General features: G+C 73.4%; 17 protein-coding genes and 1 pseudogene. 6 read left to right on the top strand and 12 right to left on the bottom strand.

What is annotated here, in order from left to right:
* On the bottom strand, positions 1 to 757 hold a 757-nt coding region (locus tag EAD98_RS13560), incomplete at its 3' end, for an MBL fold metallo-hydrolase (protein ID WP_147457383.1).
* Positions 758 to 895: 138 nt separating this feature from the next.
* On the opposite strand from EAD98_RS13560, the gene EAD98_RS13555 reads away from it, so the two are divergent.
* Complete coding sequence (locus EAD98_RS13555; protein ID WP_121654403.1) at positions 896 to 2,113, top strand: NADP-dependent isocitrate dehydrogenase; 1,218 nt, start codon at positions 896 to 898, stop codon at positions 2,111 to 2,113.
* Between the two features lie 271 nt (positions 2,114 to 2,384).
* Here EAD98_RS13555 and galT read toward each other — a convergent pair whose 3' ends face one another.
* From galT to cysC, 3 genes are all read right to left on the bottom strand, one after another.
* On the bottom strand, positions 2,385 to 3,461 hold the full coding sequence (gene galT / locus EAD98_RS13550; RefSeq protein ID WP_121654402.1) for a galactose-1-phosphate uridylyltransferase: 1,077 nt from the start codon (positions 3,459 to 3,461) through the stop codon (positions 2,385 to 2,387).
* Positions 3,462 to 3,492: 31 nt separating this feature from the next.
* A complete protein-coding gene (locus tag EAD98_RS13545) occupies positions 3,493 to 4,281 on the bottom strand; it encodes a DeoR/GlpR family DNA-binding transcription regulator (RefSeq protein WP_121654401.1) in 789 nt (262 codons plus the stop codon).
* A gap of 108 nt (positions 4,282 to 4,389) precedes the next feature.
* Positions 4,390 to 5,919 (bottom strand): adenylyl-sulfate kinase, encoded by a 1,530-nt coding sequence (gene cysC / locus EAD98_RS13540; RefSeq protein ID WP_121654405.1) that lies wholly within the window; start codon positions 5,917 to 5,919, stop codon positions 4,390 to 4,392.
* Between the two features lie 248 nt (positions 5,920 to 6,167).
* Here cysC and EAD98_RS13535 point away from each other — a divergent pair, with 248 nt between their 5' ends.
* The 5 genes from EAD98_RS13535 (at position 6,168) to EAD98_RS13515 (ending at position 10,347) form a co-directional block, all read left to right on the top strand.
* On the top strand, positions 6,168 to 7,082 hold the full coding sequence (locus tag EAD98_RS13535) for an ABC transporter ATP-binding protein (protein ID WP_121654400.1): 915 nt from the start codon (positions 6,168 to 6,170) through the stop codon (positions 7,080 to 7,082).
* Complete coding sequence (locus tag EAD98_RS13530; RefSeq protein ID WP_233578791.1) at positions 7,075 to 7,983, top strand: ABC transporter permease; 909 nt, start codon at positions 7,075 to 7,077, stop codon at positions 7,981 to 7,983. Before EAD98_RS13535 ends, EAD98_RS13530 begins: the two co-directional genes overlap by 8 nt.
* Positions 7,983 to 8,894, top strand: a complete 912-nt coding sequence (locus EAD98_RS13525) for an ABC transporter ATP-binding protein (RefSeq protein WP_121654398.1) — start codon at positions 7,983 to 7,985, stop codon at positions 8,892 to 8,894. Before EAD98_RS13530 ends, EAD98_RS13525 begins: the two co-directional genes overlap by 1 nt.
* A 4-nt stretch (positions 8,895 to 8,898) precedes the next feature.
* Positions 8,899 to 9,609, top strand: coding sequence for an ABC transporter permease subunit (locus EAD98_RS13520; protein WP_121654397.1), 711 nt, complete (start codon positions 8,899 to 8,901; stop codon positions 9,607 to 9,609).
* A 93-nt stretch (positions 9,610 to 9,702) separates the two neighbouring features.
* Positions 9,703 to 10,347 (top strand): hypothetical protein, encoded by a 645-nt coding sequence (locus tag EAD98_RS13515; RefSeq protein ID WP_121654404.1) that lies wholly within the window; start codon positions 9,703 to 9,705, stop codon positions 10,345 to 10,347.
* Between the two features lie 46 nt (positions 10,348 to 10,393).
* On the opposite strand, the gene valS is transcribed toward EAD98_RS13515, so the two are convergent.
* The 8 genes and pseudogenes from valS to EAD98_RS31550 all read right to left on the bottom strand — a co-directional run.
* A complete protein-coding gene (gene valS / locus EAD98_RS13510; protein ID WP_121654396.1) occupies positions 10,394 to 12,958 on the bottom strand; it encodes a valine--tRNA ligase in 2,565 nt (854 codons plus the stop codon).
* A 105-nt stretch (positions 12,959 to 13,063) separates the two neighbouring features.
* Entirely contained in the window at positions 13,064 to 14,641 is a 1,578-nt protein-coding gene (locus EAD98_RS13505) for a trypsin-like serine protease (protein ID WP_147457382.1), read from the bottom strand.
* Positions 14,642 to 14,768: 127 nt separating this feature from the next.
* Positions 14,769 to 16,646 carry an ABC transporter ATP-binding protein gene (locus EAD98_RS13500; protein ID WP_121654394.1) on the bottom strand — a complete coding sequence of 626 codons (1,878 nt, stop codon included), beginning with the start codon at positions 16,644 to 16,646 and terminating at the stop codon, positions 14,769 to 14,771.
* Entirely contained in the window at positions 16,643 to 18,499 is a 1,857-nt protein-coding gene (locus EAD98_RS13495) for an ABC transporter ATP-binding protein (RefSeq protein WP_121654393.1), read from the bottom strand. Before EAD98_RS13495 ends, EAD98_RS13500 begins: the two co-directional genes overlap by 4 nt.
* A gap of 37 nt (positions 18,500 to 18,536) precedes the next feature.
* Complete coding sequence (locus tag EAD98_RS13490) at positions 18,537 to 19,046, bottom strand: methylated-DNA--[protein]-cysteine S-methyltransferase (RefSeq protein WP_121654392.1); 510 nt, start codon at positions 19,044 to 19,046, stop codon at positions 18,537 to 18,539.
* Positions 19,043 to 20,524, bottom strand: a complete 1,482-nt coding sequence (locus EAD98_RS13485; protein WP_121654391.1) for a DNA-3-methyladenine glycosylase 2 family protein — start codon at positions 20,522 to 20,524, stop codon at positions 19,043 to 19,045. The genes EAD98_RS13490 and EAD98_RS13485 overlap by 4 nt, the downstream gene beginning before the upstream one ends.
* Positions 20,525 to 20,613: 89 nt before the next feature.
* Positions 20,614 to 22,038 carry an FAD-binding oxidoreductase gene (locus EAD98_RS13480; protein WP_121654390.1) on the bottom strand — a complete coding sequence of 475 codons (1,425 nt, stop codon included), beginning with the start codon at positions 22,036 to 22,038 and terminating at the stop codon, positions 20,614 to 20,616.
* Between the two features lie 306 nt (positions 22,039 to 22,344).
* Positions 22,345 to 22,581: pseudogene (locus EAD98_RS31550) on the bottom strand (hypothetical protein); the annotation flags it as partial.

The raw sequence follows: 22,581 nt of genomic DNA, 5'->3' as shown, positions 1-22,581 counted from the left end.
GGCCCTGGGTGGTGAGGGTGCGGAGCAGGGTCCCCCGGGACTTGCGGGCCGTCTCCGGGTCCTCCTCGTGGGCGTACGAGAGGGTGGGGTCGACGAGTTGCACGGTGTGGACCAGCAGGTCACCGGTGATCAGCATCCGCTCGTCGGCCGCCGTCAGGAGCACCGACTGGTGACCGGGGGTGTGCCCGGGGGTGGGCAGCAGGCGTACCGCCGGGGTGAGGGTTGTCTCGCCGTCGACCACCCGGAGCTGGCCGGCGGCGCGCAACGGCGCGACGAGGCCGGCCGGCAAGCCTGGGTTGATCGTTCCCGCCGCGTCGAGCTCGGCGCGTTGCAGCAGGTAGGTCGCGTTCGGGAAGTACGGCCGGCCCGGCGTGCCGGTCACCGCCCACCCGATGTGGTCGCTGTGCAGGTGCGTCAGCACGACCGTGTCGACGTCGGCCGGGTCGATGCCGGCGGCGGCCAGTTCGGCGGGCAGTCGACCGGGCACGGGCGCCCAGGTCGCGGCGGGCGCGTCGGCCGGGCCGATCCCGGCGTCGACCAGGGTCACCGGCCCGTCGCCGAGCCGGACGGCGAAGCTGCGGAACGGTAGCCACCACTGCCCGTCGGCGGTCACCGAGCTGGGGTCGCGCCGGTCGGCCTCACGCCAGTGCGCGGCCGTGGCGTGCGGAAACGCCTCCGCCCGGGGCTGGAAGAAGGGACCCTCCCCGTCGGTGAGGGCGGTGACCGTGATAGACCCGAGGGTGCGGCTCAGTGGCATCGGGCGATGATGCCAGGAGATTTCTGCGCCGTGCAGCCCGGTTTCCGCCGGTCGGCCGAGGCCGGCTGGGAGCTGCCGGCCTGTTTCCAGTACGCTCGTACTGCTTGAGCACGTGTCCCCCGAGAGGAGCGCCGGCCGATGGCGAAGATCAAGGTAAACAACCCGGTCGTGGAGCTCGACGGCGACGAGATGACCCGGATCATCTGGAAGCAGATCCGGGAGCAGCTGATCCTGCCCTACCTCGACGTCGACCTGCACTACTACGACCTGTCGATCCAGCACCGCGACGAGACCGACGACCAGGTCACCGTCGATGCCGCCAACGCCATCAAGGAGCACGGCGTCGGCGTCAAGTGCGCGACCATCACCCCGGACGAGGCCCGGGTGGAGGAGTTCGGCCTGAAGAAGATGTGGCGGTCGCCCAACGGCACCATCCGCAACATCCTCGGCGGCGTCGTCTTCCGCGAGCCGATCATCATGTCCAACGTGCCGCGTCTGGTCCCCGGCTGGACCAAGCCGATCATCATCGGCCGGCACGCCCACGGTGACCAGTACAAGGCCACGGACTTCGTGGTGCCCGGCCCGGGCAAGGTGACCGTCACCTACACCCCGGCCGACGGCGGCGCGCCGATGGAGATGGAGGTCGCCAACTTCTCCGGCGGCGGCATCGCCATGGGCATGTACAACTACGACGAGTCGATCCGGGACTTCGCCCGGGCCTCGTTCCGGTACGGCCTGGACCGCAACTACCCGGTCTACCTGTCCACCAAGAACACCATCCTCAAGGCGTACGACGGCCGGTTCAAGGACATCTTCGCCGAGGTGTTCGAGAACGAGTTCAAGGCCGAGTTCGACGCCGCCGGCATCACCTACGAGCACCGGCTGATCGACGACATGGTCGCCGCCGCGCTCAAGTGGGAGGGCGGCTACGTCTGGGCCTGCAAGAACTACGACGGTGACGTGCAGTCGGACACCGTCGCGCAGGGCTTCGGCTCGCTGGGTCTGATGACCTCGGTCCTGCTCTCCCCGGACGGTCGTACCGTCGAGGCCGAGGCCGCCCACGGCACGGTCACCCGGCACTACCGGCAGTGGCAGAAGGGCGAGAAGACCTCGACCAACCCGATCGCGTCGATCTACGCCTGGACCCGGGGCCTCGCGCACCGGGGCAAGCTGGACGGCACGCCGGCGGTGACCGAGTTCGCCAACACCCTGGAGCAGGTCATCGTCGACACCGTCGAGGGCGGCCAGATGACCAAGGACCTTTCGCTGCTCATCTCGCGCGACGCCCCGTGGCTCACCACCGACGAGTTCATGAACGCGCTCGACGAGAACCTGGCCCGCAGGATCGCCGCCTGATCCAGGCGTACCGCAGGAACGGAGCCCGTCGGCACCCGCCGGCGGGCTCCGGCGTGTCCGCGGCCGACACCCCGCCCGCGTCACCCCGGCCGGCGCGCCTCGTTGACCAGGGTGGACGAGATGCCAGTCGCGTCCAGGAAGGTTGACCGCGGTCGACCCGCGGCATGCGTGCCGATCAGCCAGCCTTCCCGGCTGTGTCGTGCACAGCCAGCCGTCCCTTCCCTGCGGGGGGCCCTGTCCCGGGCCCCCCGCGCCCTGTGTCCGGCCTGTCTCAGACGGCGCGCAGGAGGTCGGCGGCGCGTTCGGGGGAGATGTCGTTGATGAAGACACCCATGCCGGACTCGGAGCCCGCCAGGTACTTCAACTTGTCCTGGGCGCGCCGGATGCTGAACAGCTGAAGGTGCAGGTGGCCCAGCTCGCGATCGATCCGCACCGGCGCCTGGTGCCACGCCGCGATGTACGGCATCGGCATGTCGAACAGCCCGTCGAAGCGGCGCAGCAGGTCCAGGTAGAGCGGCCCGAAGGCGTCCCGCTCGCTGTCGCTGAGCGCCGGGATGTCCGGCACGACGCGGCGCGGCGCCACGTGCACCTCGAACGGCCAGCGGGCCGCCGCCGGCACGAACGCCGTCCAGTGCTCGTTCTCGGCGACCACCCGGTCGCCGGTGGCGCGTTCGGCGGCCAGCACGTCCGCGTAGAGGTTGCCCCCGCCGGTCCGCTCGGCGTGCCGGCGTGCCGCGGCCAGCAGCGCCCGGGTGCGCGGCGTCACGAAGGGGTACGCGTAGATCTGCCCGTGCGGGTGGTGCAGCGTGACGCCGATCTCGACGCCCCGGTTCTCGAAGCAGAACACCTGCTCCACGCCGGGCAGCTCGCCGAGCACCTCGGTCCGGTCGGCGAGCGCGTCCAGCACCGTGCGGACCCGGCGCGGGGGGAGGCTCGCGAAGGAGGCGTTGTGGTCCGAGGTGAAGCAGACGACCTCGCACCGGCCGAGGCCGGGCCGGACCGGCGTGAACGGGGTGATCTCCCCGGGCTCGTCGGCCACCCGGCCGCTCAGCGACGGGAAACGGTTCTCGAAGACCACCACGTCGTAGTCGGGGGCCGGGATCTCGGTCAGCCGGTCGCCCACCGACGGATCGAGCGGACACTCGTTCGCCGGCGGCAGGAAGGTGCGGGTCTGCCGGTGCACGGCGACCGCCACCCACTCGTCGGTCAGCGGGTCGTAGCGCAGTTGGGACGCGGGAGGCGGCGGCGGGAGGTCCCGACGGTCCGGCTGGTCGCGTACGGCGTCGTCGCGCTCGTCGAAGTAGATCAGCTCCCGGCCGTCGGCCAGGTCGATCGCGGTGCGCTTCACGGCGCCGTCCCCTCACTCGTCGGCGTGCGCGTCATGCGGCCCGCCCCGTCGCCTTCACGATGATCAATTCGCCCACCTGTTCCTCGAGTACCCGTCGCGCGGGCGGAGGCAACTGGTCGTCGCTCACCAGCACGTGTGCCGCCGCCAGCTCGACGATCGAGGAGATGCCCACCGTGCCCCACTTGCTGTGGTCGGCCAGCACCACCAGCCGGTCCGCCGCCGCGACAAGCGCCCGGTCGGTCTCCGCCTCCATCAGGTTCGGGGTGGTGAAGCCGGCCCGCTCGCTGATGCCGTGCACCCCGAGGAAGAGCAGATCCAGGTGCAGCGTCCGGACGGCGCCGACCGCGAGCGGGCCGACCAGCGCGTCCGAGGGCGTGCGTACGCCGCCGGTGAGCACCACCGTCTGGTCCGGCCGACCGCCGGCGTGCAGGATCTCGGCCACCGGCAGCGAGTTGGTCACGACGGTCAGGCCGGGCACGTCCACCAGCCTTCGGGCCAGCTCGGCGGTGGTGGTGCCGGCGGAGAGCGCGACCGCGGCACCCGGCCGGACAAGCTGGGCCGCCCGGTCCGCGATGGCGGCCTTCTCGGGCAGTTGGCGGACCGACTTGGCGTGGAAGCCCGGCTCGTCGGTCGAGCTCGGGCCGGTCGCCGTGGCGCCGCCGTGCACCTTGGCCAGCAGGCCGCGCTCGTGCAGCGCCTCCAGGTCGCGCCGGATGGTCATGTCGGAGACGGCGAACTCCGTGGCCAGCTCGGTCACCCGGACGCCGCCCGTCGACCGGACCCGCTCCAGGATGGCCGCCTGCCGCTGCTGAGCGAGCATCGCCGTGCCTCCCGGGTCCACGTACTCTCACGCGGTCAAACGTGTTCCAACAAAGATGAACACTAGCGCGTAGCCGGCAGCGGTGGAAGGAACGGGGTACGCATCGGCTCAGGCGGACGGAGTCTTGATCTCCACCCAGCCGGTCTCGGTCAGGTGGTGCAGCACGGCCTGCACCGCCTCCGGCACGCTCAGGTCGGAGGTGTCCACCACCAGGTCGGCGTCCGTCGGCATCTCGTACGGGTCGTCGACGCCGGTCATGCCGGTGAGCAGGCCCGCCCGGGCCCGCGCGTACAGGCCCTTGCGGTCCCGCTGCTCGCACACCTCCAGCGGGGTGGCGACGTGCACCAGCACGAAACCGGCCCCGGCGGCCAGGGCCATCTCCCGCGCGGTGGCGCGGGCCGCCGCGTACGGGGCGATCGGGCAGCAGATGCCCACCCCGTGGTGCCGGGCGATCTCGGCCGCCACCCAGCCGATCCGCCGGACGTTGAGATCCCGGTCGGTCTTGCTGAAGCCCAACCCGGCGGAAAGTTCCCGGCGCACCACGTCCCCGTCGAGCAGGGTCACCGTCCGGTCGCCGCTCTCGCGCAACACGTCCGCCAGACCCCGGGCGATGGTCGACTTGCCCGAACCGGAGAGACCGGTCAGGAAGACCACCAGCCCCCGGTGCCGGCGCGGCGGCCGGGCCCGGGCCAGCTCCTTCGCCACCGCCGGCGGGGTGTGCCACTCCGGCAGCGGGAAGCCCCGGTCCAGCAGGTCGTCGATCTCGTCCTGGGTCAGCGCGAGACGACGGTTGCGCGGAGGGATGTCCTCGCGCCAGCGCCACTGCCCGTCCCGGTTGTCGTACGCCAACTCCCGCGGCACCAGCACCCGCAGCCCGGCGCCGGAGAGCATCTCCCCGGTGGAGAGCAGGTGGGTGACCCCGTACGCGGCGGAGACCCGGGCGCGCAGCAGCGCGTCGTCGATCTCCTCCCGCCGGTGCGACAACGGCACCGCGACCAGGGTGGCCGGCGGCATCCGGTCCCGGGCGGCGAAGATGCTGCGCACCAGAGCCTCCGGCGGGAGCCCGGCGACGCCACCATCACCGACCGGAATCATCACCAGCAGGTGCGCGGCCAGGGTGCGGGCGGCGTGGGCGATCTGCGCGAGCTGCGGCCGGTGCAACGGCCGGTCGGCGATCACCCCGAGCACCCGGCCCGGCGGCAGCAGCGCGCGGACCTCCTCCGGGCTGCGGCGCAGCCGCTGGAACGGGCCGTGTCCACCGTCACCCAGTCGGCGGACCTGACCGCCAACCCCGGCCACGCCATCGCGCACCGGCCAGACGTCCGCCACGTCCATTGCGGCCACCGGCGCGCCCTCGCCGTCGGTCAGCACCAGGGCCCGGCGGGCCGGATCGCGCGGATCGAAGCCCTGGGCCAGCGCGGCGGGCAGTTGGAGGGTCACCGCCACCTGCCACGGCGTGCCGTCGGCCAGTCGACCACGCCGGCTGATCGAGACCAGGTCGGCGCGGGTCATGAAGCCGGTCAAAGGGGCGTACGCCCCGGTCAGCAGCAGCTCAAGATCTGCGAGCTCGCCCAGACGCGGCGTGTACGCCGGCGCGTCCCGGAGCACCTCGTCGGGCAGCACCCAACCGTTGCTCATCCACACCCCCCACTCGCTGATCGGCACACAGTTTCGCAGCCGACCGTCAATCGGTCGAGGCCGCCACTCCACGACCCGGGCGGACGGCTCGACGGAAGGGATCCGGTGACCCACCGTCGCAGCGGCGGCAGGTCGGCGGCGACACCGGGCGCGGAAACGCACCCTAGGGGTCGACCGCCGCGAGGATCAGGGGAGTGCCGGGGGCGCGCCGGTGTCCGAGGTGCGCATCGACTCCCTACGCTGGCACCGTGACACTGATCGCGACCCAGTCGCTCACCAAGACGTACGGAGGTCGGGTCACCGCGCTCGCCGACCTCACCGTCGCCGTAGAGCCGGGGATCATCGGCCTGGTAGGCGCCAACGGCGCCGGCAAGTCCACCTTGATCAAGATCCTGCTCGGCCTGATCGCCCCGACCAGCGGTCAGGTCTCGGTGCTCGGCATCGACCCGACCGCCGACCCGGCGGCGGTCCGCGCCCGGGTCGGCTACATGCCCGAGCACGACTGCCTCCCGCCCGACCTGTCCGCCGCCGAGCTGGTCACCCACCTCGGCCGGATGAGCGGCCTGCCGCGCACCGCGGCCCGCGAGCGGGCCTCCGAGGCGCTGCGGCACGTCGGGCTCTACGAGGAGCGCTACCGCCCGGTCGGCGGCTACTCCACCGGCATGAAGCAGCGGGTCAAGCTGGCGCAGGCGCTGGTGCACGACCCCGACCTGCTGCTGCTCGACGAGCCGACCAACGGCCTCGACCCGGCCGGCCGGGACGCCATGCTGGCGCTGGTGCACCGCATCGGCACCGAGTTCGGCATCTCCGTGCTGGTCTGCTCGCACCTGCTGGGCGAGGTGGAACGGATCTGCGACACGCTGATCGCCATCGACGGCGGTCGGCTGCTGCGCGCCGACCACATCTCCGCCATGACCACGGCCACCGACGTGCTCGCCGTGGAGGTCAGCGAGGGCACCGAGGAGCTGGCCGCCCGGCTCGCCGCGCTCGACCTGCCGGTGGCGCGCGACGGCCGGCTGCTGCTCGTACCGCTCGCCGACGACAGCACCTACGACCTGATCCTCGGCGCGGTCGCCGAACTGGACCTGCCACTGCACCGACTGGACCAGCGCCGGCACCGGGTGGCCGAACTCTTCGCCACGAGGGAGCTGTCCCATGCCTGAGCCGTCGACCACAGCGATGCGCTCCACGCCGACCGGTGTCATCCACGACATCGGCTACCAGCGCTACGACGGCCCACGACTGGGCCGCCGGCACGTCTTCGGCGCGCTCTACCTGCACGGGGTGCGCACCACGTTCGGGTTCGGACGCAGCGCCAAGGCCAAGATCTTCCCCTGGCTGGTGGTCGGCATCGTCACCCTGGTCGCGGTGGCCCTGGCGGCCGTACGCAGCCAGATCGGCGAGCCGGTCGCCACGTACGCCCAGTTCGCCGACTCGATGAGCTGGCTGGTCCTCTTCTTCGTCGCGGTGGCCGCACCGGAGCTGGTCTCCCGCGACCTGCGCAGCGGCGTCCTGCCGCTGTACTTCTCCCGGCCGCTGCCCCGCTCCGACTACGCGCTGGCCAAGCTGCTGGCGCTGGTCACCGCGCTCTGGCTGCTGCTCGGTGGGCCGCAGCTGGTGATGTTCCTCGGTGCCGCGTTCACCACCAAGGAGGGCATGCGCGGGGTCTGGAACGAGCTGCTCGACCTGCTGCCCGGGCTGCTCTACGCCGGGCTGTGGGCGGTGGTCTTCGCCTCGGTCGGGCTGCTGGTCGCGTCGCTGACCGGCAAGCGCGCCTTCGCCGCCGGCGGCGTGGTCGCGGTCTTCCTGATGACCACCCCGATCGTGGGGGTGCTGAGCATCCTGCCGTCGCGCACCGCCAACGAGCTGGCCGGGCTCGCCTCACCCTCCTCGCTCGTGCAGGGGGTCGGCATCTGGTCGCTGGGTGACCTGCTGCTGGGCGAGGGCGATCAGGGCGGCCTGTCGATCGGCGGGTTCGGCCCGGTCTATGCCCTCGCCGCGGTGGTGCTGGTCGCCGGCGCGACCGCCCTCCTGCTGGCCCGCTACCGGAAGGTCGCCTCCTGATGAGCACGCTGAGCCTGGCCGGGGTGTCCCGGTGGTACGGCAACGTGGTCGCCGTCAACGACATCAGCATGACGCTCGGCGCGGGGGTGACCGGGCTGCTCGGTCCGAACGGCGCCGGCAAGACGACGCTGCTGCACATGATGGCGGGTTTCCTGTCCCCGTCGCGTGGCACGGTCACCCTCGACGACGAGCCGACCTGGCGTAACCCCGACGTCTACCGGCGGCTGGGGCTGGTCAGCGAGCGGGAGGCGGTGCAGAGCTACCTCACCGCGTACGAGTTCGTGCTGGCCAGCGCCAAGCTGCACCGGTTGGCCGATCCCGCGGCGGCCGCACGGCGGGCGATCGACCTGGTGGAGCTGGAGTCCGCTCAGGACCGGCGGATCGGCACCTACTCCAAGGGCATGCGGCAGCGGGCCCGGGTGGCCGCCGCGCTGGTGCACGACCCGCAGGTGCTGCTGCTCGACGAGCCGTTCAACGGCATGGACCCACGCCAGCGACTGCACATGATGCAGCTGCTGCACACCCTGGGCGACGACGGCCGCACGATCCTGTTCAGCTCGCACATCCTGGAGGAGGTCGAGCAGGTCTCCGGGACGGTGCAGGTGATGGTGGCCGGTCGACTGGCGGCCTCCGGCGACTTCCGGACCATCCGCCGGCTGATGACCAACCGCCCGCATGTCTTCGCGGTGCGTTCCACCGACGACCGGGCGCTGGCCGTGGCGCTGATCGCCGAACCGTCGGTGAGCGGCGTCGAGCTGGACCGTACGGGTCTGACCGTGCGCGCCGGCGACTACGGCGCCTTCACCCGGGCGCTGCCCCGGATCGCGCTGAACCGAGGTATCCGGGTGCGCCAGCTGGTGCCGTCCGACGAGTCCCTGGAGAGCGTCTTCTCCTACCTGGTGGAGGCCTGAGAACATGTCGACCATTACCTGGATGACCGCACGCGGGCTGTTCGGCCGCCGTCGGTTCCTGCTGCTGCTCCCGCTGCCACTGGTGCTGTTGGGGTTGGCCGTGCTCTGCCGGTCGCTGGGCGTCGACCCGGGCGAGTGGGGCCCGGCGGTGCTGGTCGGCCTCGGGCTGGCGGTCGTGCTGCCCGTGGTGTCGCTGATCATCGGCACCGGGGTGCTGGGTGCGGAGATCGACGACGGCACGGTGGTGCACATCCTGACCAAGCCGCTGCCGCGCTGGCAGATCATCCTGCCCAAGCTCGCGGTGGCCGCAGGGGTCACCGCGGTCACCGTCGCGGTGCCGCTCTACGTCGCGGGCGTCCTGGCCGATTCGGTACGCCTCGGCCTGGCGCTGGCCGCCGCGGCGGCGCTCGGCGCGCTGGCGTACTCGGCGCTGTTCCTCGCGCTCAGCCTGGTCACCCGCCGGCCGGTCCTCCTCGGCCTGGTCTACGTGCTGATCTGGGAGGGGCTGCTGGGCAACTTCGTCAGCGGCACCAAGGTGCTCTCCATTCAGCAGTACGTGATCGCCCTCGCCGACCGGCTCGCCCCCACCGGGTTGCTGGAGACCACGGTGTCGGTGTCGGTGGCGTCGGTGATGACCGCGCTGATCAGCATCGGCTTCACCGTGCTGGCCGTCGACCGCCTGCGCTCGTTCAGCGTTGCCGGCGAGACGAGCTGAACCGGGTGCGCGGTGCTGTTCCGGCCAGCCACCGCTCGGCGGTAGGGCTGGCCGGATGGACCGGCAGGGGCGCCGCGGGCCAGGCTGGTGGGCGTGAGCGTCGAAGTGGAGCGGACGTCGTTGGCTGAGCCGTACTCCCGGAGCAGCCGGCCCTGGCTGACCAGCCTGGCCGTCGCCGGGCTGGCCTGCGCCACGGTCGCGACGGCCGCCCAGGGCAGCGGACGGTTCCACTGGTGGGCCGGGTTCATCCTGATCCCGGGCGCGCTGATCGCGGCCAGCGGCGGGCCGTTGCTGGCCCGCCGCGGTGGCCCGGCCTTCGCCGGGTACGTCATCGCCTGCGTCGGCACGCTGGTGTTCGCGGTGGGCGCCCTGCTGATGTTCGGTGTGATGAGCCGGGGCTGGCCGGTGCTGGTGGTGCTGCCCTGCCTGGCGATCGCCGGCACCTACCTGTGGCGGGCGGCCCATCCGCTGGCCCGTGGCCTGCACCGGGCGGTGGCCCTGCTCGCGCTCACCGGTGCGCTCCTCGGGCTGACCCTGCAACTGATCCGGGCGGATCTGATCCACCTGGAGACCGGGTGGTGGGGCGCGTTCCTGATGCTGGCCGGGGCGATCGTGCTGGGCAACGCCGTGGAGTTGACCCGGCACCGGATGCCGTACCGGCTCCAGGCGATCACCCTGCTGGTCGGCCCGGCGGTGGTCTCGTTCCTGCTCGGCCTGCGCTTCCTGCGCGGCTGGTGACCGGGACGGAAGGTGCCCTCCCTGCGAAGGGCACCTTCCGTCCCGGTCAGAAGGCGCAGGCGATGACGAGTTCCGGGGTGCGGTCCGGGAGCAGGTCGAGCTTGCCGATCCGGCCGGCCGCGCGCAGGTCGTCGGCGACCAGGGTGAGCTGGTCCAGCAGCGCCGCCGGGCCGAGCGCCTCGGCGAGCGGCACCTCCGCCTTCATCGACAGCTTCCGCTCCGACTTGGCCCGCCGCACCTGGCTCAGCGCGTCCCCGGCCAGCCGCAGCAGCGCCGGTTCGCCCGTCCCCTCGATCATCCGGGCCACCTCGTGCGTGGTGGGCCAGGGCGCCCGGTGCACCGAGCCGTACCGCCACCAGGACCAGACCTCCTCGGTGACGTACGGCACGAACGGGGCGAACAGCCGCAACTGCACCGACAGCGCCGAGGCCAGCGCGCCCCGGGCCGAGTCGGCCGGCGCGCCGGTGCCGTACGCGCGCTCCTTGACCAGCTCGATGTAGTCGTCGCAGAACCGCCAGAAGAACGCCTCGGTGGCCTGCAACGCCGCCGTGTGGTCGTAGGAGTCGAAGGCGGTGCCCGCCGCGGTGACCACGGTGGCCAACTCGGCGAGCATGGCCCGGTCCAGCGGCGCGGTCGCCGGGGTGCGCAGCGCGTCCGCGGCTCCCAGCCCGAGCGCGAACTTCGACGCGTTCAGCAGCTTGGTGGCCAACCGCCGGCCGACCTTGATCTGCGCCGGGTCGAACGCCAGATCCATGCCGGGCTTGCCGCTGGCCGCCCAGTAGCGCACCGCGTCCGAGCCGTGCTGCTCCAGCAACGCCAGCGGGGTGACCACGTTCCCCTTGGACTTGGCCATCTTCTTGTGGTCCGGGTCGAGGATCCAGCCGGAGAGCACCGTGTCCCGCCAGGGCAGCACCCCGTGCTCGAAGTGCGACCGGACCACGCTGTCGAAGAGCCAGGTCCGGATGATCTCCTGCCCCTGCGGCCGGAGGTCCATCGGGAAGACCTGGGCGAACAGCTCCGGGTCGGTCTCCCAGCCGCCGACGATCTGCGGGGTCAGCGACGAGGTGGCCCAGGTGTCCAGCACGTCCGGGTCGCCGACGAAGCCACCCGGCTGGCCACGCTGCGACTCGTCGTAGTGGGGCGGCGGATCGGTGGATGGATCGACCGGAAGCGCGGACTCGTCCGGCGTGAGAGGCTGGGACCAGTCCGGCTCGCCAGCGTTGTCGAGCCGGTACCACACCGGCACCGGCACCCCGAAGAAGCGCTGCCGACTGACCAGCCAGTCCCCGGTCAGGCCGGCCACCCAGTGGTCGTAGCGGTGCTTCATGTGCGCCGGCACCCAGTGCAGTTCGTCGCCCCGCGCCAGCAGCGTCGCCCGCAGATCGTCGTCCCGGCCGCCGTTGCGCACGTACCACTGCCGGGTCGAGACGATCTCCAGAGGCCGGTCGCCCCGTTCGTAGAACTTGACCGGATGGGTGATCGGGCGCGGCTCCCCGATCAGGTCGCCCGCGTCGGCGAGCATTCCGACGATCTCCCGACGGGCGCCGTTGACGGTCTGCCCGGCCAGCGCCGCGTAGGGCTGCGCCGGCACCCCGGCCGGCGGCTCGGGGAGCAGCCGGCCGTCCCTGCCGAGCACCACTCGGGTGTCCAGCCGCAGCTCACGCCACCACGTCACGTCCGTCAGGTCGCCGAACGTGCAGACCATCGCGACGCCGGTGCCCTTGCTCGGGTCGGCCAGCGGATGCGCGTACACCGGCACCTCGACGCCGAACAGCGGACTGCGCGCCGTGCCGCCCACCAGGTCGGCGTACCGCTCGTCGTCCGGATGGCAGACCAGCGCCACGCAGGCGGGCAGCAGCTCGGGCCGGGTGGTGTCGATGAGCACCTCCCGCCCGCCGGGCCCGGTGAACCGCAGCCGGTGGTAGGCGCCGGGCCGCTCCCGGTCCTCCAGTTCGGCCTGGGCGACCGCCGTGGCGAAGCCGACGTCCCACAGCGTCGGCGCCTCCGCCTGGTAAGCCTCACCCCGGTGCAGGTTGCGCAGGAACGCCCGCTGGCTGGTGGCCCGAGCCACCCGGCCGATCGTGGTGTACGTCAGGGACCAGTCCACGGAGAGCCCGAGCCGCCGCCAGAGCGCCTCGAAGACCTGCTCGTCGGCGACCGTCAGCCGCTCGCACAGCTCGATGAAGTTGCGCCGCGAGATCGGGGTGGGGTCGCGGCGCGCCGCGTCGTCGACCGGGGTCGCCGGTGGCCGCCACACCGGGTCGTACGGCAGCGACGGGTCGCACCGCACCCCGTACACGTTCTGCACCCGCCGCTCGGTGGGCAGGCCGTTGTCGTCCCAACCCATCGGGTAGAAGACCGCCTTGCCACGCATCCGCTGGTAGCGCGCCACGGTGTCGGTGTGCGTGTACGAGAAGACGTGGCCCATGTGCAGCTCGCCCGATACGGTCGGCGGCGGGGTGTCGATGGAGTACACGTCGGCACGCCTCTTCGAGCGGTCGAACGCGTACGTGCCCTCCTCCTGCCAGCGGCGCGCCCAGCTCTCCTCGAGCCCGTCCAGGGTCGGACGCTCGGGAACGCCGGCGCGGGCCGTCCTCGCCGTTTCGGTCATCCTGCGATCGTAGGCAGGGGCCAACGGCCGGGCCACGGGTTAAGCCGCGCGCCACGACGGATTTCGTGTGGGGGAGCCGACCGGCCGGTGCCGGTCGGCTCCCCGTCACCGGGCGACCGGCCCCGCCACCGGGCCGGAGGTGGCCAGCCGGATCCGCAGCCTTCCGTCGCTGCGGGCGTTCGCCCGCTCCAGGATCGTGGAGACCGGGGCGTACGAGTTCCGCTCGTTCGGGTTGGTGCAGGCCCCCTGCCCCGGGTCGCCGTTCGAGAGGATGCCCAGCGCCTTGCCGTCGGCCTCGGTGAACAGCGGGCCGCCGCTGTCTCCCGGCCGGGCACAGATCCGGACGTCGATGCCACCACTGCTCTTGCCGGTGATCTCGCCGCACCGGGTGCCGGGCACGTAGCCAGCGCCGGCGCCGGAGTCGACGTACTGCTCACCGGCCTTCGGCGTGTACGCCGACCCGGTCGCGCAGACCACCCAACCGGTCTGGATGGCGCTCCACGGCACGTAGCCGGTGATCGGCACGTCCCGGCTGCCGCGGGTGGCGCACTGCTTGTTGTCCGAAACGCACCAGTAGTTGACCAGGCTGGGCCCCGAGGTGGCGCCCCGCGGGTACGCCCATCGGGAGAGCGCCCCGGTCTGGTACGGCATGATCGCGTAGTCGTACGGGTAGGCGTTCTCGGCGAGGCTCGGGTTCGGCGACTCCACGTTCACCGGCACCTTCGGGCCGAGGAACTGGTGCCAGGTCCGGTCCACCTGCTGGTGCCGTCCGCCGACGACGCAGTGCCCCGCCGTCAGCACGTACGCCTCGCGCACTCCGACGATCAGGTTGAAGCCGGTCGTGCAGCCGCCGACGGTGCCGTCGTCGCGCGGCACGTCCAGGCGGATGCCGCCGCGCATCGGCGCCTGCGGGCAGTAGCGGGGGTCGCACGCCTTCTGCACGCTGGTCGCGGGGGTCCGGGCCTGGGTCCGGGTCGGCACCCCGGCGGCGCGGCGCGCCTCGGCGAGGCGCGGTTCGTCCGCCGCGATCCGGTCGCCGGTGAGCACCACGACCTCGTTGGCCTGTTGGTCCACCACCACGTCCGAGCCGGGGGACGCGTCGAGCGCGGCGGCGACACCGGCCGCGGCCTCGGCAAGCTGACTCAGCGTGTGTCGCACGGCGACCACCCGGACGTGCGTCCGGTCCGGTACGTCGGCCACGGCCGCCTGGACCGCCGCGACGTCGGTTGCTCCGACCGTGAGCACGCCACCGGCCGCCTGGTCGAGCCACATGCCGCCGTACGAGTGCGGGACCTGCTCGGTCAGCCGCGCGTCCAGGGGCGTGGAAAGCTCCTGGAGGGCGAGCCGGCGGGCCGCCTCGGTCGTGGAGATCCGGTAGCGGTCCCGCAGGTACGCGACGGAGGCGGGCGCCGCCTCAGCCACCACCTTGGCCGGTCGGGTGCGTACCGGCCCGGAGACGGCCTTCGACTCCGTCGCGGTCCTCGTCCGCGGTGCGGTCGCCGCTGCACCGGGCGCGGCTGCACCGGACGCGGTCGCGCCCGGCGGTACGGTCGATTCGCTGGCTGTCGCGCTGCCCAGCCCCTCCTCCGCCGCGACCGCGGTCACCGCGCGGCGCTCGGCCGCGTCCCCACTGGTCACCGCGACAGTGGCCCCGACCAGACCGGCGACAGCCAGCCCAGCCACGATCATGCGTCCCCGTGTGCGCACCCCCGTGCCCTCCCCGTGCGTTCGTCGGTGCCCGGCCGGAACAGAGCAGCCGTCGTTGCCGACCGCACCGGGCGAAACCGAGATAGACGAGCCGTGATTGTAGCTACAGAAGCGACTCCCGCCACTGCCGGTGCAGGGCGGCGTACCGGCCACCGGCGTCGGCGAGCTGGCCGGGCGGGCCGTCCTCGACGATCCGTCCGCCGTCGAGGACGAGCACCCGGTCGGCGGTCTCCACGGTGGAGAGTCGGTGCGCGATCACCAACGCGGTCCGGTCCCGCAGGATGGTGCTGAGTGCCCGCTGGACCATCCGCTCGGTCGGCACGTCCAGTGCGGACGTCGCCTCGTCCAGGACCAGGACGGTCGGGTCGGCGAGGAACGCCCGGGCGAACGCGACCAGCTGCCGCTGCCCTGCGGAGAGCCGTCCGCCGCGCCGGTGCACCTGGGTGCCGTACCCCTCGGGCAGCGCGGCGATGAACTCGTGCGCGCCGATCGCCCGGGCGGCGGCCCGCACCGCGTCGTCGTCGGCGTCCGGCCGGCCGAACCGGATGTTCTCCGCCACGGTGCCGCTGAACAGGTGGTTCTCCTGGGTCACCAGCACCACCGCGCGGCGCAGATCGGTGTCGCGCACGTCGCGCAGGTCGATCCCGTCCAACCGGACCGTGCCGGCGTCCGGGTCGTGGAACCGGGCCACCAGCTTGGCGATGGTCGACTTGCCCGCGCCGGTCGGCCCGATCAGCGCGACGGTCTGCCCGGCCGGCACGGTCAACTCCAGTCCGGCGAGGATCGGGGTGTCCGCGCGGTAGCCGAAGGAGACCGCCCCGAAGGTCAGCTCGCCGCGGCCCGCGCCGGTCGGCAGCGGCACCGGCCTGGCCGGCTCGGCGACCGCCGGCCGCTCGTCCAGTACCCCGGCCAGCTTCTCCAGCGCGGCGGTGGCCGACTGGAGCGAGTTGTAGAACTGGCTGAGCTCCTGCATCGGCTCGAAGAAGCGGCGCAGGTAGAGCAGGAACGCGGCGAGCACCCCGACCTCGGTCCGCCCGCCGAGCACCCGCCAGCCGCCGTAGCAGAGCACCACCGCCACCGTGACGTTGCCGATCAGCTTGATCGCGGGGGAGTAGGTGGCGATCAGCCGGAAGGCGTGCAGGCTGCTCGACCGGTAGTCCTCGCCGAGCGCCACGAAGATCCGCTGGTTACGCGCCTCCCGGCGGAACGCCTGCACCGCCCGGATGCCCCGCATCGACTCGACGAAGTGGACGATGACCAGCGCGACCGCCTCCCGGGTCCGCCGGTAGGCGCTGGCCGACGCCCGGGCGAACCAGCGCGAGAGCCAGAACAGGAACGGGAAGGCGAGCAGCGTCACCGCGGCCAGCGGCAGGTCCAGCCAGAGCAGGATGGCGGCCACCGACAGGATCGACAGCCCGGCGAGCACCAGGCTGTCGATCCCGCCGTCGACCAGCTCGGCGATCGAGTCGAGGTCACTGGTGAGCCGGGAGACCATCCGACCGGAGGTGTACCGCTCGTGGAAACCCACCGACAGTCGCAGGAAGTGCCCGAAGACCCGCTGCCGCAGGTCCAGCAGGACGGCCTGGCCGATCCGGGCGGACAGGGCGAGGAAGCCGCGCCGGGCCGCGTACTCGGTCACCGCCGCGGCGGCGAACGCCCCGGCGACGGCGACCAGCGGGCCGGGGTTTCCGGCCCGCAGCGGCGCGATGGCCCGGTCGATGCCGATCATCACCAGGTACGGGCCGGCCATGGCGGCGGCGTTCTGGGCCAGCAGCAGACCGACCGCGGCGGCGAGCCGCCTCCGGTGCGGGCGGAGCAGATCGGCCAGCAGCGAGCGACTGTGCCGGCGCAGCCGGGCGACCGCCTCGGGAGTGCTTTCCTCGGCCTGGCTGCGGTCGGCCTCCGGGTCGGTGGCCGTTCCGCGCCAGCGGGTCACCTCCGGCTCCTCCCCGGGCGGATCGGCCTGCTCCGGCACACTCACGAACGCACCAGCCCCCGTCCGTCCGCAGTGGGCGCCGTCGGCCCGGCCGCTCCGGCCGGCGGTGGCTGCCCGGCCGGTGGCTCGGCGGCGAGCAGGGCCCGATAGGCCGGTACGGTGGCCAGCAGGTCGGAGTGCCGGCCGATCGCGGTGATCCGCCCGCCGTCGAGCAGGGCCACCCGGTCGGCCAGCGCGATCGTCGACGGCCGGTGCACCACCAGCAGCGCGGTGCTGTTTCGCAGCACCCGCCGCAGCGCCGCCTCGACCAGCGCCTCGGTGTGCACGTCGAGGGCGGACAGCGGGTCGTCCAGCACCAGCAGCGCCGGGCGACCGAGCACCGCCCTTGCCAGCGCCAGCCGCTGGCGCTGGCCTCCGGAGAGAGACAACCCCTGCTCACCCACCCGGGTGGCCAACCCCCACGGCAGGTCGTACGCGAAGTCGGCCTGGGCCAGCGCCAGGGCGGCGCGTACCTCGTCGTCGCCGGCGTCCGGGCGCCCCAGGGTGAGGTTCTCCCGGACCGACATGGAGAAGAGCGTGGGCTCCTCGAACGCCACCCCGACCAGTCGGCGCAGCGAGTCGAGCCGTAGCTCGCGCAGGTCGTGCCCGTCCAGGGTGATGCGGCCACCGGTCACCTCGTGCAGGCGGGGCACCAGGGAGAGCAGTGTGCTCTTGCCGCAGCCGGTGGCGCCGACCAGCGCCAGCGTCTCGCCCGGCTCGATGGTGAGGTCGATCTCGCGCAGCACCGGCGTGGCCGTGCCCGGGTAGCGGAACGCGACCCGTTCGAAACGGAGTCGGCCGTGGACCGCGTCGCGGGGGAGGGCGAGCGCGCCGGGGGCGTCCGTGATCTTCGGCGGGGTGTCCAGCACCTCCTGGATCCGGTCGGCGGCGGTGGCCGCCTCCTGGCCGTTGGCGATGATCCAACCCAGGGACTGCACCGGCCAGATGAGCATCAGTTGGAGGCTGACGAACGCGACCAGCTCGCCGATGGTGAGCACGTCCCGCGCGGCGGCGGCGGCCCCGGCCACCAGCACCACGCCGAGGGTCAGGTTGGGCACCAGGTCGAGCAGCGCCGCCGTGTTGGCCAGCAGCCGGCCCTTGCCCACGCCGGTGTCGTGCAGCGTCCGGGCGCCGCCGGCGAAGCGGGCGGCCAGCTCGACACCCCGGCCGTACGCCTTCATGGTGCGCAGGCCCTGCGCGGTCTCCTCGACCACGGTCGCCACGTCGCCCTGCTGGTCCTGCATCCGGCGGGACGCGGCGTGGTAGTGCCGGCCGAACCGGCGGCTGATCAGCAGCAGTGGCACCGCGCTGGCCGCGACAAGCAGCCCCAGCGCCGGATGCAGGTTGATCAGCAGCAGCACCACCACCAGATAGGTGGTCAGGTTGAGCACCAGGAAGAACACGCCGAAGGAGAGGAACCGCCGGATCACCGAGAGATCGCTGGTGATCCGGGAGAGCAACTGGCCGGACTGCCAGCGGTCGTGGAAGCTGGCCGGCAACCGTTGCAGGTGTGCGTAGACGTCGGCGCGCAGCGCCGCCTCCATGCCCACCGCCGAGGAGGACTGCACCCACCGGCGGATGAAGATGAGCACCGCCTCGACCACGCCGAGCAGCAGCGCCAGGCCACCGAGCTGGAGCAGGCCGGCGGGATCGTGCCGGGCCACCGGCCCGTCCACCACCCGTTGCACCACCAGCGGTACGGCGATCCCGGCCGCCGTGCTGGCGAGCCCGGCGACCAGCAGCCAGGCGAACTCGGAGGCGTACGGGCGCAGGTAGCGGCGCAGCCGCCAGAGGTTGTGCACGGGGTGGGGGCCCGCGGCGACCCGGGCGGCCCGGTCGCCGTCGCTCTCCACAGGCACTACCCGACGGTAGCGTCAATGGGTGTCGATGCTTGTGTCAGGTTGTTGTCAACCGCCGCTCATGACCGAGAAGCCACTTCTTCACGTCCAGCCCCCAGCGGTAGCCACCGAGCGTTCCGTCGGTACGCAGCACCCGGTGGCAGGGCACGAACAGCGCCACCGCGTTACGGGCGCAGGCGGCCGCCGCGGCCCGCACCGCCGGCGGCCGCCCGGCCAGCGCGGCGTACCCGGTGTAGGTGACCGGCGTGCCCGGCGGGACCTCGCGCAGCACCTGCCAGGCGTGCGCCATGAACTCGCCACCGGTGCTCTGCCGCACCGGCACCGCGTCGATGGCGGTGAGGTCGCCGTCCAGGTAGGACCGGACGGCCACGCTCACCGGCCCGAGGTCGGCCCGCGGTCGCAGGGGCGCCCGCAGGGTGGGGTGGACCAGGGGCAGCAGCGCCGCCGGGTCGGGGGTGAAGCCGGCCGCCCGGACCTCGCCGTCCGGGCCGGCGAGGATGCTCAGCGGGCCGGTCGGTGTGCTCAGTACGGTGCTGTCGATGTTCATGCCGCTCTCCAGAGTCTGATCGTGGCGTAGGACCGCCAGGGGCGCCAACGTTCGGCGTACGCGTCGAGGGTCTTCGCGGTGTCCGGCAGGCCGAGCGCGGCCGCGCCGCGTCGGACCGCCAGGTCGGTGGGGAGCAGGACGTCGGGGTCGCCGAAGGCGCGCATGGCCAGGTAACCGGCGGTCCACGGGCCGATGCCGGGCAACGCCAGCAGCCGCCGGACGGTCTCCTCCCGGTCGCCGCCCGACGCCAGGTCCAGTTCCCCGCCGGCTACCGCCCGCGCCAGCGCGCGCACCGTCTCCCGCCGCCCGACCGGCATCCCGAACCCCTCGTCCGGCACCCCCAGCACCTCCTCCGCGCTGGGGAACCCCCGAAGGCCTTCCGGCTGGGCACCGCTGTCATCGGTGGGATCTCCGTGCGTCCCGTCGACGCCGGGGTCGACGCGGTCACGGGCGGCCAGCAGGCGGGTGAGGGTGGTGCGGGCGGAGGTGACCGAGACCTGCTGGCCGATGATGGCGCGCACCGCCAGCTCGAAGCCGTCCACCGCACGGGGGACCCGGATGCCGGGTTCGGCGGCGACCGCCGGGGCGAACGCCGGGTCGGCGCCGAGCGTGGCGTCGATGGCGACCGGGTCCGCGTCCAGGTCGAGCAGCCGGCGGCAACGGGCCACCGCCGGCGCCAGGTCACGCAGGTCGGCCAGGCGCAGCGTCGCCGCGACGTGCCCGTCCGCCGGGGTCAGCGCCACCTGGCCCGCGCCGTGCGGCAACCGCAACCCCCGGTGGTACGTCCCGTCGCGGACCTCCTCCACCCCGGGCAGCGCCCGCACCGAGAGGAAGTCCAGCACCGCCTGGGCGTGCAGCGGCGGACGGTACGCCAGTCGGAGCGTGATCGTCCCCGCCCCGGCCGGGGCCGGGTGTCGGCCACGGGCAGCCCGCAGCTCGGACGGGGCGATCGCGTACACCTCGCGGACCGTGTCGTTGAACTGCCGCACGCTGCCGAACCCGGCGGCGAACGCGATCTCGGCCATCCCGAGGCCGGTCGTCTCGATCAGGATCCGGGCGGTCTGTGCCCGCTGGGCCCGGGCCAGTGCGAGCGGCCCGGCGCCCATCTCGGCGCGCAGCATCCGGTGCAGGTGCCGTTCGGTGTAGCCGAGCCGGGCGGCCAGCCCGGGGATGCCGTCCCGGTCGACCACCCCGTCGGCGATCAGCCGCATCGCCCGGCCGACCACGTCCGCGCGGACGTCCCACTGGGGTGAACCCGGTGCGGCGTCCGGCCGGCAGCGGCGGCAGGCGCGCAGCCCGGCGCCCTGTGCCGCGGCGGCGGACGGGAAGAACCGGACGTTGTGCCGCTTGGGGGTGGTGGCCGGGCAGGACGGCCGGCAGTAGATCCCGGTCGACGTCACGCCGGTGTAGAACCAGCCGTCGAACCGCTGGTCACGGCTGTCCACGGCCCGGTAGCACCGCTCGAAGTCCATCTCCACGTCACCGATGATGCCCCCCTCGCCGGGCAGTCGGCTGGCGGGAATCGGACCTGGGCGTGCGGGGACCGGCCGGCGGCGCCGGGTGACCGTCAGCGGCGGCGCCGATGCGGCTGGCCGGACCGTGCGGGCTGCCCGGACCGGGCGGGCTGACTCGACCGCGCGGGCTGCCCGGACCGGGCGGACTGGTTGGACCGCGCGGGTCGGGCGGTCAGCAGCGCCGACCGGAACACGCCGTCCGGGTCGTACCGCTTCCACAGCCGCCGCACCCGGACGCCGGTCTCACCGGGGTAGATCCGGGCGAACGCGGCCGGGTCCGGCCGGCTCTCGAAGTTGACGTACGCGCCGTCGGCCCGGCCCGCGACGCCCCGCCACGCGGAGTCCAACGCCGCGCCGCCCTGCGGAGGAAACACCGAGGCGACGACCAGGGTGCTCTGGTGGCGGTGCGCGTACGCGGTCGCGTCGGGGGCGACGTCGTTGACCGCCCCGCCCACCGAGCGGAGCTGGACCACCGCCCGACCCGGCCCGGTCACCGCACGCGTCACGGCCCGTGCGCCGGCGTCGTCCAGCCCGCTGAACAGGCCGTTGGTGGTCGTGCCCCGCTGCTGCCCGACGTTCGGGTGCAGGTGAGCGGTCGGCACCAGGGCCGGGTAGGGCAGCAGGTCGGTCCGGTGTTCGAGCAGCTTCCCGATGGCCAGCAGCGGCTCCACCACGGGCCGGGCCCGGCGCAGGCTCTCGGCGGCGACCACGGCGGTGATGGACAGGAGAGCCGACCGGCCCTCCGCGTACAGCACGGCACCGGCGGACAGCTCTCGGGGCGCCTGCGCCAGGTAGGCCACCCAGTCCCGGACGGTGCGGCCGTCCGGGTGCGCCTCGACGACCAGCTGTGCCACCCCGACGTTGCGCTGCTCGGTGGCTTCGATCTCGAACGCCACCACGATCCCCGCCCCCGCCCCGGCGCCCCGGACCAGCCAGAACAGCTCCGGCTCGTGCTCGGCGTCCGCGCGCACCACCGTGCCGTCGGCGAGCACCACCTCCACCGCCCGTACGCGGTCGATGGTCAGGCCGGACGAGCGGACGAGCCAGCCGACACCGCCTCCGGTGGTCAGACCGCCGACGCCGACGTTGCCGTAGTCGCCGGAGCTGATGACCAGGCCGTACGGCGCCAGCGCGGCGGCTACGTTCGCCCAGCGGGCCCCGGCCTCGACCCGGACCAGCCCGGACCGTTCGTCGAGGACCTGCACCCGGTTGAGCATGGACAGGTCGATGACCAGGCCACCGTTGTTGGAGGAGACGCCGGAGAGCCCGTGCCCGCCGCTGCGGACCGCGATCGGCAGCCGCTGCTCGCGCGCGTAGCGGATGGCGGCGACGACCTGCGCGGTGTTCTTCGGCAGCAGGATGCCGGCCGGTGACGCGGTCGTGGTGTACGTCGAGCGCAGGTGCGCGTACCGGCGGTCGCCGGGTGTGACGAGCTGCCCGGTGAGCGACCCGGGGACCCGGGCCAGCGCGGCGCTCATCGCCGCCCCCGCGGCTCACGGGCCGGCAGACGGTTGGCGTGCGTCGGCACCGCGCCCGCTGTGGGGCGGGCCTGGTGTGGCGCGGCGTCCCGTTCGTCCACGGACGGATCGAGGCTCCGGCCGACGGCGGTCGGGTGTCCGTGGACGGTCATGGCCCAAGAGTGGGCGGACCCCGCCCGTCTTTGCCAAACCGGGGTGACCAGGATCTCCGACCGTCGCGTACCGGGTGGTCCGGCTGACCTGGCCGGCCACCGCAGCGCCTGCCGGTCGGCCGGGCGGGGGAGCGCCCGGGCCGACCGACCTTGATCAGTTCTGCGGGCTGGGCACCACGACCGGCTCGGACGGGCTCGGCTTGACCGTCGGTGTGGGCCGGCCCGGCACGCCCGGTGCCCCGGGCGCGCCGCCCGGCATCCCGGGCGCTCCCGGTACGCCGGGCACAGCGGCCGGCCCGGGTGGGCTCGGCTCGACCGCCGGCCCGGGCCGGCCCGGCACACCGGGCGGACCCGGCTTGGCGGACGGGCTCGGCGCGACCGGCCCCGGCCC

The sequence above is a fragment of the Micromonospora sp. CV4 genome (assembly GCF_003667455.1).
GTDB lineage: Bacteria > Actinomycetota > Actinomycetes > Mycobacteriales > Micromonosporaceae > Micromonospora.
The sequence above is the reverse complement of the archived record's forward strand: the minus strand, read 5'-3'. Positions and strand labels throughout refer to the sequence as shown.

What these genes read in the sequence shown, in the direction of transcription:
- EAD98_RS13555 (WP_121654403.1), top strand. Translation starts at nt 896, where the DNA reads ATGGCGAAGATCAAGGTAAACAACCCGGTCGTGGAGCTCGACGGCGAC.
- EAD98_RS13545 (WP_121654401.1), bottom strand. Translation starts at nt 4,281, where the DNA reads ATGCTCGCTCAGCAGCGGCAGGCGGCCATCCTGGAGCGGGTCCGGTCG.
- cysC (WP_121654405.1), bottom strand. Translation starts at nt 5,919, where the DNA reads ATGAGCAACGGTTGGGTGCTGCCCGACGAGGTGCTCCGGGACGCGCCG.
- EAD98_RS13530 (WP_233578791.1), top strand. Translation starts at nt 7,075, where the DNA reads ATGCCTGAGCCGTCGACCACAGCGATGCGCTCCACGCCGACCGGTGTC.
- EAD98_RS13525 (WP_121654398.1), top strand. Translation starts at nt 7,983, where the DNA reads ATGAGCACGCTGAGCCTGGCCGGGGTGTCCCGGTGGTACGGCAACGTG.
- EAD98_RS13520 (WP_121654397.1), top strand. Translation starts at nt 8,899, where the DNA reads ATGTCGACCATTACCTGGATGACCGCACGCGGGCTGTTCGGCCGCCGT.
- valS (WP_121654396.1), bottom strand. Translation starts at nt 12,958, where the DNA reads ATGACCGAAACGGCGAGGACGGCCCGCGCCGGCGTTCCCGAGCGTCCG.
- EAD98_RS13490 (WP_121654392.1), bottom strand. Translation starts at nt 19,046, where the DNA reads ATGAACATCGACAGCACCGTACTGAGCACACCGACCGGCCCGCTGAGC.
- EAD98_RS13480 (WP_121654390.1), bottom strand. Translation starts at nt 22,038, where the DNA reads ATGAGCGCCGCGCTGGCCCGGGTCCCCGGGTCGCTCACCGGGCAGCTC.